This window comes from Clostridium fermenticellae, assembly GCF_003600355.1.
GTDB lineage: Bacteria > Bacillota > Clostridia > Clostridiales > Clostridiaceae > Clostridium_AV > Clostridium_AV fermenticellae.
In genome coordinates this window covers 2682650-2699282 of sequence record NZ_CP032416.1, presented here as the reverse complement: position 1 = coordinate 2699282, position 16633 = coordinate 2682650, and the positions used below count along the sequence as shown (strand labels likewise).

Below are 16633 nucleotides of genomic sequence, written 5' to 3'. Positions count from 1 at the left end.
TTAATTATGTATATAATAGAAAGTTTTTGTTTTTATGTATAAAAGGTGGTGTATTTGGTGATTTTAGTTTTAGACGTAGGTAATACAAATATTGTTCTTGGAGTTTATAAAGAGGATAAACTAATTGCAGATTGGAGATTATCAACTGCTTCGAAGATGACTGCAGATGAGTATGGAACGCAAATAATACAGTTATTTTTACATAATAAACTTGATATTTCAGATGTAGAGGGTGTTATAATATCATCTGTAGTTCCTGATATCATGTATTCACTTGAACATGCAATAATAAAGTATTTTGAGATATACCCTATAGTAGTAGGTCCTGGAATTAAAACTGGAATAAATATAAAATATGATAATCCAAAAGAAGTTGGAGCTGACAGAATAGTTAATGCTGTAGCAGTCCATGAAATTTACAAGAAGCCAGCTATAATAATAGATTTTGGAACTGCTACTACGTTTTGTGCTCTTACTGAAAATGGAGATTACTTAGGTGGAACTATTTGTCCTGGAGTACAGATAGCTTCTGATGCATTGTTTGAAAGAGCGGCCAAACTTCCTAAAGTAGAATTGATAAAACCGAAAAGGGTCATATGTAAAAATACTATATCAAGTATACAAGCTGGAATTGTATATGGATATATTGGCCAGGTAGACTACATTGTGTGCAGAATGAAAAAAGAGATGATGGAATTCGGTGAAAACCCTCTTGTAGTTGCAACGGGCGGTCTTGCTAAATTAATAAATGAGGAATCTAGAAGTATTGATTTAATAGATCCAATATTAACTTTAAAAGGGCTTAGAATAATATATGATAAAAATAAAGAGCAGGGAATATAATGAAAATACAGAATTTAGAATTTAAAAATAATATTTTTTTGGCACCTATGGCAGGAGTAACAGATATGCCTTTTAGAGAAATATGTATAGAAATGGGGGCTGGACTTGTTTATTCAGAGATGGTAAGTGCAAAGGCACTTATAGAAAACAATAAAAAAACATTTAAGATGCTGAAGGTTTCAGAAAAAGAAGCTCCTATTGCTGTGCAATTATTTGGAAATGACCCATTAGTAATGGCTGAATGCTGTGAGTTGTTTAATGATAATGAGGAAGTATGCATTTTAGATGTAAACATGGGATGTCCTGCACCTAAAATTGTTAAGAATGGTGAAGGTTCTGCTCTTATGAAGAATCCAGGATTAGCAATTAAAATAGTAAAAGAGATGAAAAAGGCATCTATTAAGCCCATAACTGTAAAGATTAGAAAAGGATTTGATCGTAATGATGTTAATGCTGTTGAATTTGCAAAAGCTCTTGAAGAAGCGGGTATAGATGCTATTGCTGTTCATGGTAGAACAAGGGAGCAGATGTATGAAGGAAAATCTGATTTGAGTATAATAAGAAAGGTTAAAATGGCCGTATCTGTTCCTGTTATAGGTAATGGGGATGTAGTGGACTTCGATAGCGCAAAAAACTTGTTTACAATAACTGGCTGTGATGCCATAATGGTCGGGCGTGGATCTATGGGGAATCCATGGATATTTAAAGAGATAAATGCCGGACTAAGTAATAAAAAGGTTTTTCACCCTGGATTTAGTGAAAAAATTGATATTTGTATAAAACACTATGAAAGTGCTATAAAATATAATGGTGAGGATAAAGCTGTAAGAGAGATGAGAAAGCATATAGGATGGTATTTAAAGGGATTTAAAGACAATAAAAAGGTTAAGGATATGATTAATTCGGAGAAGAGTAGTAAAAATGTAATAAAGATATTGACCGAATATAAAAACTCAATTTGAATTAAAAAATAATAAGTGTATTTTTGAGATTAATGCAGAATAGATTAATAATAAGATTAAATTCTGGAATAATAAACTTTCAGTAGAATAGATATTATAAATTGTCTGATTTAAATTTCAAAGATTGACATTATAAGAAAGCTTGTTTTATAATTACCTAAATGTGATTGATGAGATGTGTTTAATTAAAGTATGCCTAATGTAGTTATTGTGATTATGCCATATTTAAATTGAAGGGGAGATAAATATGAATCAGGTAAAAGAATATATGATGACTTATGAGGGTGTAAGGAAACTTGAAGGAGAATTAGAATATCTAAAGACAACTAAAAGAAAAGAGATAACTGAAAAAATTAAGGTAGCACTTTCTTTTGGGGATATAAGTGAGAATTCGGAATATGATGAAGCCAAAAATGAACAAGCATTTGTAGAGGGGAAAATTGCTCAACTTCAAAAGATGTTAAAAAATGCGACTGTAATAGATGAAAATGAGGTACCACTGGATGTTGTAAATATTGGATCTAAAGTTAAGGTTAAAGATTATGAATTTGATGAAGAAGTTGAATATACAATGGTTGGTTCAGCCGAAGCAGATCCTATGAACAATAAAATATCGAATGAATCACCAGTTGGAGGGAGTCTCATTGGAAAAAAAGTTGGAGATATAGTTGAAGTTCAGGTACCAGACGGGGTTAGTAGGTATAAAATACTTGACATAAGAAGATAATAATGGAGGTTTTAAGAAATGTCAAAAGAGGAAAAAAATTTAAATAAATTAGAAAAAAACTTTAATGCACTTATAAATGAGAGGAGAGAAAAGTTCTTTAATCTTCAAAAAGATGGGAAGGATCCTTTTGATATATATAAAGTTGAAAGAACTCATACATCTAAACAAATAAAAGATAATTATGATGAATTAGAGCAAAAAACTGTTACAGTGGCAGGCAGACTTATCTCTAAAAGAGTTCATGGTAAGGCTGGGTTTTCAGATTTGTATGACAGATACGGAAAAATTCAGCTTTACATAAGAATAGATGATGTAGGAGAAGAAAGGCTAAAAGAATACAAGAGTTTTGATATAGGGGATATTTTATCAGTAACTGGAAGAGTATTTAAAACTAAAACGGGAGAAATATCAATACACATAACTGATTTTGAGCTTGTAGCTAAATCTCTTAGACCATTACCAGAAAAGTGGCATGGACTTAAAGATCCAGATTTAAGATACAGACAGAGGTATGTTGATCTTATAACGAATCAAGATGTTAGAGATACCTTTATGAAAAGGACAGAAATTATAAAGTCGATAAGAGAATATCTTGACAAAAAAGATTATATAGAAGTTGAGACTCCTATATTATCACCTATAGCTGGTGGAGCTGCAGCAAAGCCTTTTACAACTCATCATAATTCACTTAATATGGATATGTATCTTAGAATAGCTACTGAACTTTACTTAAAAAGACTTATAGTAGGTGGATTTGAAAAAGTGTATGAAATAGGAAAGTGCTTTAGAAATGAAGGAATGGATATAAGACATAATCCGGAATATACATCAATTGAATTATATGAAGCTTTTGCTGATTATAATGATATGATGGAACTCACTGAGAACATGGTGGCATATGTATGTGACAAGGTTCTTGGAACAACCAAGGTTGTTTATGAAGATACAGAAATAGACTTTAAGCCACCTTGGAGAAGAATTACAATGGTAGATGCTGTCAAAGAATATGCTGATATTAATTTTGATCAGGTTAAGGATGATGAAGAAGCTAGACAAATCGCTAAAGAGAAGCATCTTGAATTAAAAAAGGAATTAAAAGATTGTTCTAAAGGCGATATATTAGATGCTATGTTTGAAGAATTTTGTGAGGATAAATTTATTCAGCCTACATTTGTAATGGATTATCCTGTTGAAATTTCGCCTTTGACTAAAAAGAAAAGAGGAAATGACAAATTTACTGAAAGATTTGAGGGTTTTGTATTTGGAAGAGAAATATGTAATGCATATTCAGAATTAAATGATCCTTTAGTACAGAGAGAAAGGTTTGAACAACAGTTAAAGGAAAGAGAATTAGGGGATGATGAAGCGTATATGATGGATGAAGATTTCTTAAATGCTCTTGAAATTGGTATGCCTCCAACTGGTGGACTTGGTATAGGAATAGACAGATTGATCATGTTCTTGACTAATTCATCTTCAATAAGAGATGTTATACTATTCCCGACAATGAAACCGGCTCAACAATAATTGTTTATATATGGTTCCTGATAGATATAATTTGTAGAATAATTGTTAATTGATATAAAATTCCTTGTAATTTGTATTTAACAGTATTAGAATATAATTAACAAAAGTAAAAATCATAATAATTTAAATTTACTGACATATTTTAAATTCTGAAAGGGGCTGGAAATATGGAAATAAAAGTAACTGGCAAAAATATTGAGGTGACTGAAGCTTTAAGGAACATAGTGGTAAAAAAGATATCGAAATTAGATAAGTATTTCAACCCTGACGTAAAGGCTAATATTACATTAAGTGTGCAGAAGAATTCACAGATAGTAGAAGTTATAATTCCTTTTAATGGTGTTATATTAAGAGGAGAAGAGAAAAATTCCGATATGTATGCTTCTATAGACTTGGTTATTGATAAGCTTGAAGGCCAGATAAGGAAGCAGAAGACAAAACTTCAGAGAAGAAATCATGGTACTTCTTTAAGATTTCAATTTATACCTGATATAGAAGAGGAGCATGATGAAGAGCCTAAAATAGTTAAAACCAAAAAGTTTGCAATAAAACCAATGTCAGCTGAAGAGGCTGTGTTACAAATGGAACTTTTGGGACACAATTTTTTCGTATTTGAAAATGCTGAGGATGAAGAAGTAAACGTAGTTTATAAAAGAAAAGATGGAAACTACGGTTTAATTGAACCTGAATTTTAAAGCAAAGAGAGAAGCCATAAGCTCCTCTCTTTTTAATTCTGATCTGGAATTAGTATATATTGCAGAAGTTTAGCACTTAAAAAATTTTTAGGACGATAGTCCTTTGAATTATAAAGTCTTATGAATATTTACAGTAGAATTAATAGATTCCGATTTTCACTGGAAATTATACGGAAAAAATTTGCATAATAAAAGCATCCTTTTTATAATGGTTTTGCTAAAAACTAAAAATAAAAGGATGCTGATAAAATGAGTAAAAGTTATTTGAAACAGCTACTCACTTATATTAACAGGGTATATGATATAGGTGAAGAAATCAATAGTTTAAAAAATAAAATAATAAAATCTCCAGCAAAAGTTTCAACAATAGCTTTCGTAGTATTATTTGGATTCATGCTTCAAATAAGAAGTTTCAATAGATTAGAACATTGGATTGAAAAGAATAAATTTAAAAAGGTATTACCTAAAAATACTAAAATGCTACGCATTGACGCCGTTAGGCGTTTCTTGAATGATTTTGATCTTGATGGCTTAAAAAATATCAACAAGCACATAATAAAAACTACTGCGAAGAATAAAGTATTTAGAAATGGTACTATAGATGGTTTAAAGGTAGCTGCCATAGATGGTGTAGAACTATTTGACAGTATTAAAAAATCTTGTAACAACTGCCTTACAAGGGTTGATAAAAATGGTATAACGCATCATTTTCACAGATCAGTAGTTTGTGCAATGGTTGGTTGTGATCCACATATTGTTTTAGATCAGGAAATGCTTGAATCCCAAAAAGATAGTTCAGGTAAAGATGAAGGAGAAATTACTGCCGGCAAACGTTTAATTAAAAAACTATATAAAAAATATCATCACTTTGCGGATATCATTGTAGCTGATGCTTTGTATTGTAATGCTACATGGATAAAAGAAGTACTCTCTATAGGAATGAATGCTGTAGTTAGAGTAAAAGATGAACGTCTTCACATTGTAAAAGACGCATTAGCTTTATTTAAATGCCGTGAGGCAGATAAGAACTGGATTGTAAGAAAAAACACAAATATCTACACAAAGATTAAGGCATGGGAAGATGATAATTTTGAAATGTCTGATAAGGATATAAAAGTAAGGTTCTTGAGGTTTGTGGAAGAAATTCATACTGGAGACAGAATAGAGATTAAAGAAGGATGGATCATAACAACAGATAAATTTACATCAGTAGAAAGCCTGTGGAAGATAATGCATAAAAGATGGGACATTGAAAATAATATATTTCATCAACTGAAGACGGAATGGCATTTAGATCACTGTTTTCTTCATAGCCCTACGGGCGTAGAAACAGTTTTAATGTTTATAATAATAGCATTTAATTTAATGCAGTTATACTTTTTAGGTGTATAAGGGGTTTTAGAGAAAAGAATATGCTTCAAATGGATATTATTGAAGATATAAAAGATGAAAGATTTACTATAGAAGATAATTGGAATAACCCTATATTTGGAAAGACATAATTCAAAATTAAAACTGGAAATTGATTATATAAATTTATCGGGGTAAAGAGGTATTATAATTATTTTTTCGACCTAACGGTCTCCGGGCTTACCAGCCCTTTAAATAAATGTAATTGGATACAATTCCAGTAAAAATAAAATTTTTACTGGAATTTAGGTGCTAAATCTCTGTATATATTGCCTCTAAGTTGAATACGTACTAATTAGATGATATAATCTATAAAGTGTATACTTATAAAAAATTTAATTTGGTGAGGATGAAAAGGATGAACATTTTTCAAAAAATATTCGGTACATATAGTGAAAAAGAAGTTAAGAGAATATTACCTATTGTCAATAAAATAGATTCTTTAGATTCTAAAATGCAATCCATGACTGATGAACAGTTAAGATCTAAAACTGATGAATTTAAAGAGAGATTATCAAAAGATGAAACATTAAATTCTATATTAGTTGAGGCTTTTGCAGTAGTTAGGGAGGTAGCTGCACGAACAGTTAAATTGAAGCCATTTAGAGAACAGCTTATGGGTGGAGTAGTACTTCATCAAGGAAGAATATCAGAAATGAAAACTGGTGAGGGAAAAACTTTGGTTGCAACGCTTCCAGCTTATTTAAATGCACTTACAGGTAAGGGCGTTCATATAGTTACAGTAAATGATTATTTGGCTAAAAGAGATAGAGATACTATGGCCCCTATATATGAAGCATTAGGACTAAAGGTTGGTGTTATACTTCATGATTTGGATCAGAATCAAAGGCAGGAAGCTTATAAATGCGATATAACTTATGGAACCAATAGTGAATTTGGTTTTGATTACCTTAGAGATAATATGGTTATATATAAGGAAGAAAGAGTTCAAAGAGGGCTTAATTTTGCTATAGTCGATGAGGTTGACTCAATACTTATAGATGAGGCGAGAACTCCGCTTATAATTTCTGGTGAAGGAGAAAAATCAACAGAGTTTTATAAGATAGCAGACCACTTTGCAAAAACATTAACTGAAGAGGACGATTTTACAGTAGATGAAAAGGCTAATGCTGTAATGCTAACGGATGCAGGAATTAAAAAGGCAGAAGAGTTTTTTAAACTTGACAATTATGCTGATGCAAAAAATATGGAATTACAGCATCATGTAGTTCAAGCGCTAAAAGCCAATTATATAATGAAAAGAGATAAGGACTATATGGTAAAGAATGGTGAAGTCCTTATAGTTGATGAATTTACAGGAAGAATGATGGAAGGTAGAAGGTACAGTGACGGCCTCCATCAAGCAATAGAAGCAAAAGAGGGAGTCAAGGTAGAAAAGGAATCTAAAACACTTGCGACTATTACATATCAAAATTATTTTAGAATGTTTAATAAACTTTCAGGTATGACAGGTACTGCATTAACAGAGGAAAATGAATTTAGAGAAATATATGGGTTAGATGTAATTGTTATTCCTACTCATGAGCCTGTAATAAGACAGGATTTATCAGATATTGTATATAAAACGGCAAAGGGAAAATTTAATGCCATAGTTGAAGATATAGTTGAGACACATAAGAAAGGTCAACCAATGTTGGTTGGTACTGTAAGTATAGAAAAATCTGAATTACTTTCTGATATGTTAAAGAGAAAAGGAATTTCTCATCAAGTATTAAATGCTAAATTCCATGAGAAGGAAGCAGAAATAATATCCCATGCAGGAGAATTTGGTATGGTCACCATTGCAACAAATATGGCAGGACGTGGTACTGATATTAAGATTACTGATGATGTAGTAAAAGTAGGTGGCCTAAAAATCATAGGTACTGAAAGGCATGAATCAAGGAGAATCGATAATCAGTTAAGAGGACGTTCGGGACGTCAGGGAGATCCCGGTTCATCAAGATTCTATGTTTCTCTTGATGATGATCTTATGAGGATATTTGGTTCTGATAAGTTAAAGGATATAGTGCAAAAACTCGGACTTGGCGATGATGAGGCTATAGAGAGTAAAATGGTAAGCAGCGCTATAGAAAATGCACAGAAGAAAGTTGAAGGAAATAACTTTGATATAAGAAAAACAGTAGTGCAATATGATGATGTAATAAATAAACAAAGAGAAATAATATATAAACAGAGATCAGAAGTATTAGAAGGAATAGATTTAAAAGATCAGATACAGGAGATGATTAAAGGTTTAGTTTCCGATATAGTTAATTCTCATATATCTGGAGTCGAAGAAGAATTTGAAGATGAAATAAAAGATTTAGTAAAATATATGGAAGAAGTTTTCGTTGAAAAAGATAGTGTATCTGCTGATGAACTTATGAATTTGTCCAATGAGGAGATAATTGATAAATACGTTGAAATTGGTGAGAAGATATATGCACAAAAAGAAGAAGAATTTACTTCTGAACAAATGAGGGAAATTGAGAGGGTTATCCTTCTAAGAGTTGTTGATACAAGATGGATGGATCACATAGATGATATGGAACATCTAAAGAGATCTATAGGCCTTGCTGCATATAAACAACAGGATCCGACTCAGGCTTATCAATTTGAAGGCAGCCAGATGTTTGATGAGATGATATATAATATAAGGCTTGATACTATAAAATATTTACTTCATGTTCAAATGCAGAAGGTACCTGAGAGAGAAAGAATTGTTAAAGAAACTTATACAAACCAAAGTGATGGAGATACCACAAAAAAGCAGCCTATAAGAAAAAAGAAGACAGTAGGAAGAAATGATCCTTGTCCATGTGGAAGTGGAAAGAAATATAAAAATTGCTGCGGAAGATTTGAGTAAGGAAGTGTTTGTATGGTAATACAGCTTGAAGAGATTTTGAATTCGCTGTCGGATATGGGTGAAATCATGAATGAAATAAGGGATTCACTTTGACATAGAATCCCTTGAAATCAAAATAGAAGAGCTTCAAGAAAGGATGCAGGAGGTAGATTTTTGGCAGGATGCGGATAATGCGCAGAAGATTTCCTCTGAAGAGAAGCTCTTTGAAGATAGAATAGAGAAATATAATTCTTTGAAAGATAGAATAGAAGATGCTAAAGATTTGGCTGAGATGGCATTTGGAGAAGACGATGTATCGGCTCAAAAAGATATATTAAAGGAAGTTAATGATATAAAATCTGAAATGGAGAAATTCCAAATTGAAATTTTATTATCCGGAAAATATGACAAAAATAATGCAATTATGAATCTCCATGTTGGTGTAGGAGGTACAGACGCACAGGATTGGACTCAAATGTTATTTAGAATGTATACAAAATGGATTGAAAAGAAAGGCTATGGGGCAGAAATAGTAGATAGTTTGCCCGCAGACGATGCTGGGATAAAAAGTGTAACGCTTAAGGTTACTGGAGAATTTGCATATGGATATTTAAAAGCTGAAAAAGGAATACACAGACTAGTTAGAATTTCTCCATTCAATGCAAATGGAAAAAGACAAACCTCATTTGCCTCGGTGGAAGTGCTGCCTGAACTTACGAAAAATCAAGATATTTTTATAAGACCTGAGGATATAAAGGTGGATACTTATAGATCAAGTGGTGCAGGTGGTCAGCATGTTAATAAAACTGAATCTGCAATCAGAATAACTCATATACCCACAGGTATAATAGTACAGTGCCAAAATGAAAGAAGCCAGCACCATAATAAGGAACAGGCGCTTAGAATGCTTAAGGCAAAACTTGTAGAATTAAAAGAAAGACTTCATAAAGAAAAGATAGAAGATTTGGCAGGAGAGCTTAAAGACATGGGATGGGGAAGCCAGATAAGATCTTATGTATTTCATCCTTATAATCTTGTTAAAGATCATAGGACAGGAATGGAAACAAGCAATATAAATTCTGTTATGGATGGAGAAATTGATGAGTTTATAAATGCTTATCTAAAACAAGAGGCAAAATAGAATATATGAATTAAATATAGGGCTTAACTTAAGCTCTATATTTAGTTTAGTTTGATTTAAAAAGTAATTTTAAAAATATTATTGAGGTTAATATAGAAACACATAATATCTGCTTGTAGTATACGAGCATAATATTATTAGGAAATGCATAATGTATGATCTCCGGATTCATTACTTTAAAGCATCTATCAATTGATTTTATATCTATTAAATTGGACTTATCATATAATGTGTGAATTCTTGAAGCATCACTGTCACTTAGAGTTACCGCGGATATATTATTTTTTCTAAAAAATTCATGATCACTTGAATCTTCAAATAAATAACTAAAATTTATATTATATTTTTGACAGATAGATGAAATCTCGTGTATTAGCCTTGTTTTATTTGAATCCTTTTTACCGCCCATTATATAGATTGGTTTTGAAAAATTGCCGCCTATCATATCGAAGTTAAATACAGTACTGTCTTTTATATTGTTAAGATTTTTTAAGACAAATGCTTTAGAACCAAGGCAGCCAAATTCTTCTGCATTGAAACCGACTAATATTATATTTCTATCAGGCGTGCCTAAAGAAGTAATATATTTGCCAAGTTCCAGCATAAATGATATTCCAGAAGCGTTATCAAGGGCTCCATTATATATATTATTACTAAGATCACTGCCCACATGATCAAAGTGTGCACACAGTATAAGAGGAGGTTTATTTGGATGAATACCTCTTATAGTGCCAATTACATTATTTAAAGAAGTTTGTTTTGATTCAAAGGGTATATAACAATCTATATTAAAACCATTATTCAAGTATTTTCTCATATCTATTAATGTATTTTTGGTAACCATTATATACATGCTTACTGCAGTATTGCTTACAAAAGAACTTCTAAATGTAAGTTTATTATCTTCTGGTGTATAAAATAAGAAATGGTCATCTCCATTAAATACATTCAAATATGAACCTAATATACTTGATGCATTTTTTTTGCTGAAGTTTATCCTGTTACATCTGAAATTTATTAGATCTTCTTTAAAGTCGATGGAATATCTATAATTTTTTACAATGAATCCATTACTGTCTGTAACCCTTAGGTATGGATTTCCGTCCAGTCTATGAGGATACATAGTATTAAATGCTTCAAAGTAACTTCCACTGTAAGGCATTATATTGTTTTTTTTAAAATAGTCTCTTATATAAAGAGAAACTTCTGCATTTTCTAGTGTTCCACCCAGTCTTCCTTTAAAATTATCACTAGAAAGGTAATTTATGTTTTGCTTTACTGAACCAGAATTAAATTGATGTACTGATAAACATAGACTTAAACTTAAGTTTAATATTAGTAGAGACAAAACTGTAGAAAATAAAATTAAGTTTTTTTTCATATCTAAAATTTCCTTTTTTCATTTATTGAATTATACTTTTATATATATTAGATGTGAAAAACTTATATAACCTATAAAATTTAGGAGGTAAATATGAATAACATAATTGATAAACTCTCAGAGGAATTTAAACTTAATAAAAAATACACGAAAAATATAGTTGAATTATTAGATAGCGGAAATACTGTTCCATTCATTGCTAGATACAGAAAGGAAATGACAGGTTCCATAAGTGATATCGTACTTCGAAATTTATTTGAAAGGCTTACTTATCTTAGAAATTTAGAATCTAGAAAAGAAGATGTTATAAGATTAATAGATGAACAAGAAAAATTAACGCAGGATTTAGAAAATGATATACTTAAATGTGATACTTTAACTGAAGTTGAAGATATATATAGACCATATAAACCAAAGAAGAGAACAAGAGCCACTATTGCTGAAGGAAAAGGACTTAAACCTTTATCTGATATAATATGGTGTGGAAATTTTAAAGATGACATAAGAAAATATGCATTACAGTTTGTAGATGAAGAAAAGAAAGTAAGATCTGCAGAAGAAGCAATTTACGGGGCCGTGGATATAATAAGTGAAAAAATATCTGATAATGCGGAATATAGAAAATGGATAAGAAGGTTTGTTAATCAAAATGGAATAATTGAGACCAGGGGTGATAGTAAAGAATCTACAACTTATGAGGTCTATTACGATTATAAAGAGGCAGTAAAAAATATTCCAGCGCATAGAATTTTAGCTATAAATAGAGGAGAAAGAGAAAAAATTCTATCTGTAAAAATAACTTGTAATCTAGATAGTATAATAGAATATTTGAAATCAAGGTGTATGAAGGACAATAAAATTACAGATACTTATATAGAAGAAAGTATAAAGGATTCACTCAAAAGGCTTATATATCCATCTATAGAGAGGGAAATAAGATCAGAGCTTACAGAAAAGGGTGAAGAAGGAGCTATAAGAATATTTAGTGAAAATCTAAAAGCTCTTTTGATGCAGCCACCTATAAAAGATAAGGTTGTGCTTGGATATGACCCTGGATTTAGAACAGGCTGTAAAATAGCAGTACTTGATGATACAGGTAAACTATTAGATACTGCTACTGTTTATGCAACAGCACCACAGAATGATGTCGAGGGCTCAATAAAGAAATTAAAAGAGCTTATTTATAAATATAATGTGGATGTAATATCGCTCGGAAATGGTACGGCAAGTAGGGAATCGGAAGAAGTTATAATGAGATTAATAGAGGAAGTTAAAAAAGAAAAGGGAAGAGAGTTATACTATGTTATAGTGTCTGAAGCTGGAGCATCTGTATATTCAGCATCTGAACTTGCAACTGAAGAGTATCCTGATATAAACGTATCCTTAAGGGGGGCTATATCAATAGCTAGAAGACTACAGGATCCATTGTCTGAACTTGTTAAAATAGATCCTAAATCTATAGGAGTAGGACAATATCAGCATGATGTATCCGAGAAAAACTTGGATGAATCGTTAAAAGGTGTTGTAGAAGATTGTGTTAACAGTGTGGGTGTTGATTTAAATATAGCGACGCCATCTCTCTTATCATATATTTCTGGTATAAATGCAGCAATAGCTAAGAATATAGTCGCATATAGGGAAGAAAATGGTAAGTTTAAAAACAGAAAAGAACTTTTAAAGGTTAAGAGATTAGGTCAAAAGGCATTTGAGCAATGTGCAGGATTTTTAAGAGTCATGGAAAGCATTGATCCCCTTGATAATACATCTGTACATCCAGAATCTTATGAAGCAACTAAAAAGCTGCTAAAAATATTAGATTACAGTATTGAGAGTTTAAAAAACAATAATCTTAAAGATATAGATGATAAGGTTAGAGATATGGGTATAGAAAGCTTATCTAAGGATCTGGGTATAGGAATTCCTACTCTTAGGGATATAATAAGAGAAATAAAAAAACCTGGAAGAGATCCAAGAGATGAAATGCCTAAACCAATATTTAAGACTGGAATTATTGATATAAATCAACTCAAACCGGGTATGTCATTAATGGGCACAGTTAGAAATGTTGCGGATTTTGGGGCATTTGTAGATATAGGAGTTCACCAGGATGGATTAGTTCATATAAGCCAACTTTCAGACAAATTTGTTAAACATCCGCTTGATGTAGTCAAAGTTGGAGATATAGTTAATGTAACTATAATTGATGTTGATATTAAGAGGAAAAGAATATCTTTAAGTATGAAAAATTAATAATTATAGACTATTGTCTATTATACCATATTGAATTTTTAGAAAGCTTGTATTATAATAGATTCATAAAAGTTAATAGTTTTTGATCTTCGGGGCGGGGTGAAAGTCCCCACCGGCGGTAAAGCCCGCGAGCCTTAAATGAGGTATGATTTGGTGAAATTCCAAAGCCGACAGTAAAGTCTGGATGGAAGAAGGATGAGTATATATATGTTTGTTTGCCCTGACTTAAATTCTAGTCAGGGCATTATTTATACTGCCACCTTCTAGTAGTATTAAAATTTTTTTATTTATAATACGCAGAATAAAAGATCAAATTTATTGCAAAATTATATTTATTGGAGGGTGTAAAATGAAAAGAGATAAGTTAAACAGGCTTGTAAAAATATCGCTGCTTAGTGTAATTGGTTTTATATTAATGTTTATAGAAGTGGCTATACCGATCTTCCCATCATTTCTTCAGATGGATATAAGTGATTTGCCAGCTTTGATTGGTTCCTTTGCTCTTGGTCCTTCAGCTGGTGTGGCAATAGAACTAGTTAAGAATATTCTTCATGGAGTCTTTGATGGCAAAACGGCATTCATTGGAGAACTTGCTAATTTTTTAGTCGGTTCTGTGTTAGTATTTACAGCGGGATATATATATAAAATGAAAAAGAGTAAAAAAACAGCAGTATATGGTTTGATTTCAGGTTCACTTCTTATGACAATTGCAGCGAGTATACTTAATTATGTAATATTTTTGCCTTTGTATGAAAAGGTACTTAATTTTCCTATAAGTGCGATAATAGCTATGACGAGCAAGATAAATCCAGCTGTAACAGATTTAAACGGTGTTATAGTATGGGCAATAGCTCCATTTAACTTGATAAAGGGTGTAATACTGTTAGTACTTACTATGGTTGTCTATAAGAGTGTGTCACCTATATTACATGATGAAAGCACAAAGGAACTTGTTAAGAATAACTAATTTTTAAAAAACACTAATTAGGATGTTTTCAGATTTTCTTAGTAAGAGTAATTTGAAAATATCCTATTTTTATTAGAAAATAATATGTATAATATATGAATTCAATATATCCATAAACGATAATATATAGAGTTATAAGTGAAATTGTAAGGTTGGAGTTGATAGATATGTCCGGAATATGGAACGTAAGTGGAGCCTATGACATAAATACCAGAAGGCTTTTTAAGAATTTGACATTTGAAGTTGGACAGAATTTTTTGGCACGGGTAGTAGATGTAAAAAGGTTAGAGGGAGATGTACTTTTAAAACTTCTTGATGGATGGAAGTTTTCTGCGAAACTTGAAAATAATTTAGATAAGCTCCCGGATGGTTTAATAAAATTTCAGGTTGAGGGTTATGAAGATGGACAAATTAAATTAAAAATAGTTGCTGATTCTAAGGATTCCTCAAGTGAAAGCAGCATAAATGAATCCCTTGATTTTATATTTTCAAAATCTGATATGAATATTACAAAAGATGATTATAAGGTATTTTATAAAATGGTAAAACATGATATACCTCTTACTAAGGATAATATATCATATATGAAAACATTTACGGATTTTATTGATAAATTAAATGACAGTCCGAAGCAGGCTGATAATTTTATAAATAACTATATAAGGAGTAAAAATGTACCGGAAAATAGTAATGGGGCGAAAGTAATAGAAACTGAACTTAAAAGCTTTTTTAGTGAGCTTAAGAATTTATCGGCAGATGAAATTCTAACTTTTATGGAAAATAAGATAGATTTAACTAAGGAAAATATAAAAAGCTTTAATGAAGTTTTTAAAGGGTCACTTAAGATATATAATAATGCTGAGGATATAAATAATTCTATAAATCATGAAAGCATTAATGTTAATAATGCAAAAGAAACTTCTTTTTTAGGAAAAAATATAAACATAATATCAGGCAAGGAAGAAGAAAAATATTATCAAGAAGGAGAAGATATTAGTAAGACGGAATTATTAGGACGAAATTCCGGTAAGGAAAATGTACAAACTAATATTTTTAAAAATACACTAAAAGAAGGGGAGCAAGATATCATTTCTGAAAGTAATAAAAATGTCCAAAGCGAAGTGTCTGCTTCTATTGATGATACTAAATTGGAAGAAAAGACTCAGGACATTAGTTTTAAAGATAAATCAGAAATTGTAGAGAATGAATCTTCAGTTATATTTAAGAATATTAATTCTAGTGGGCAGAAAAGTGTAAAGCCTAGCATTACTAATATAGATATATTGGCTGATAAAGTAAAACAGCAGATAAATGAAAAAACTGAGAATATAAAGGATATAATAAAAACTGTTATAGATCAAAACAATGATGGAGATTTGGGGAATTATAATAATATAACTAATGTTTTGAATAAGAATATCAATGACTTTAAAGTGTTTAATACAGTTTCAAACCAATATTATTATATGGATCTTCCATTGAATATAGATAATCATGAATATAATTTTAAACTTATGATAAAAGATAACAGAAGAGATAGTAAAAAGCTAGACTCTACCGATTTGAAGATAGCAGCATCAGTAAATACTCAAAATATCGGGATTGTAGATGCTTATATTATCGTAAATGGATTAAACATGAAGGTTGATATAAAATGTGATTCTGACTGGGTCAGGTTCCTAAATAAGGACAAGAGTACGATTAATAGTCAACTTCAGGATATGGGGTATAATATATATATGTCTGTTGATAAGAGGAAGGAAGAAATGAACTTAGTAAATTGCAGGGATTTTTTTGATGATAAACATATTGGTATAATAAATATAAGAGCATGATATTTACAATCACATTATAACAATTTATAATTAAAATTAGTTCAAGA

General features: G+C 30.9%; 12 protein-coding genes and 1 riboswitch. Of the genes, 11 read left to right on the top strand and 1 reads right to left on the bottom strand.

Annotation, left to right across the window (positions count from 1 at the left end; genetic code table 11):
* Window positions 1-57 precede the first annotated feature (57 nt).
* From D4Z93_RS12410 to prfB, 8 genes are all read left to right on the top strand, one after another.
* Window positions 58-843, top strand: coding sequence for a type III pantothenate kinase (locus D4Z93_RS12410; RefSeq protein ID WP_119973960.1), 786 nt, complete (start codon window positions 58-60; stop codon window positions 841-843).
* Entirely contained in the window at window positions 843-1805 is a 963-nt protein-coding gene (gene dusB / locus D4Z93_RS12405; RefSeq protein ID WP_119973959.1) for a tRNA dihydrouridine synthase DusB, read from the top strand. The genes D4Z93_RS12410 and dusB overlap by 1 nt, the downstream gene beginning before the upstream one ends.
* Window positions 1806-2052: 247 nt before the next feature.
* Window positions 2053-2532: a transcription elongation factor GreA gene (greA, locus tag D4Z93_RS12400; RefSeq protein WP_119973957.1), complete on the top strand. Its 480-nt coding sequence runs from the start codon at window positions 2053-2055 to the stop codon at window positions 2530-2532.
* Between the two features lie 18 nt (window positions 2533-2550).
* On the top strand, window positions 2551-4059 hold the full coding sequence (gene lysS, locus D4Z93_RS12395; protein ID WP_119973955.1) for a lysine--tRNA ligase: 1509 nt from the start codon (window positions 2551-2553) through the stop codon (window positions 4057-4059).
* A gap of 167 nt (window positions 4060-4226) precedes the next feature.
* Entirely contained in the window at window positions 4227-4754 is a 528-nt protein-coding gene (hpf, locus tag D4Z93_RS12390) for a ribosome hibernation-promoting factor, HPF/YfiA family (protein ID WP_119973954.1), read from the top strand.
* A 249-nt stretch (window positions 4755-5003) separates the two neighbouring features.
* On the top strand, window positions 5004-6146 hold the full coding sequence (locus D4Z93_RS13570) for a transposase (protein WP_243105954.1): 1143 nt from the start codon (window positions 5004-5006) through the stop codon (window positions 6144-6146).
* A gap of 376 nt (window positions 6147-6522) precedes the next feature.
* Window positions 6523-9033 (top strand): preprotein translocase subunit SecA, encoded by a 2511-nt coding sequence (secA, locus tag D4Z93_RS12380; RefSeq protein WP_119973952.1) that lies wholly within the window; start codon window positions 6523-6525, stop codon window positions 9031-9033.
* Window positions 9034-9045: 12 nt separating this feature from the next.
* Window positions 9046-10153 (top strand): peptide chain release factor 2 gene (gene prfB / locus D4Z93_RS12375; RefSeq protein ID WP_119973950.1). Its coding sequence is split into 2 segments (ribosomal slippage): window positions 9046-9111 and window positions 9113-10153, totalling 1107 coding nucleotides; the frame shifts between segments, so codons are not numbered across the junction.
* Window positions 10154-10199: 46 nt separating this feature from the next.
* Here the strand turns inward: prfB and D4Z93_RS12370 are convergent.
* A complete protein-coding gene (locus tag D4Z93_RS12370; RefSeq protein WP_119973948.1) occupies window positions 10200-11534 on the bottom strand; it encodes a M28 family metallopeptidase in 1335 nt (444 codons plus the stop codon).
* 93 nt (window positions 11535-11627) lie between these two features.
* On the opposite strand from D4Z93_RS12370, the gene D4Z93_RS12365 reads away from it, so the two are divergent.
* The 3 genes from D4Z93_RS12365 (at window position 11628) to D4Z93_RS12355 (ending at window position 16586) form a co-directional block, all read left to right on the top strand.
* Complete coding sequence (locus D4Z93_RS12365) at window positions 11628-13784, top strand: Tex family protein (protein WP_119973946.1); 2157 nt, start codon at window positions 11628-11630, stop codon at window positions 13782-13784.
* 81 nt (window positions 13785-13865) lie between these two features.
* A riboswitch (FMN riboswitch) is annotated at window positions 13866-13984 on the top strand.
* Between the two features lie 149 nt (window positions 13985-14133).
* Window positions 14134-14751 (top strand): ECF transporter S component, encoded by a 618-nt coding sequence (locus D4Z93_RS12360; RefSeq protein ID WP_119973944.1) that lies wholly within the window; start codon window positions 14134-14136, stop codon window positions 14749-14751.
* Window positions 14752-14918: 167 nt separating this feature from the next.
* On the top strand, window positions 14919-16586 hold the full coding sequence (locus D4Z93_RS12355) for a hypothetical protein (RefSeq protein WP_119973942.1): 1668 nt from the start codon (window positions 14919-14921) through the stop codon (window positions 16584-16586).
* Window positions 16587-16633 lie beyond the last annotated feature (47 nt).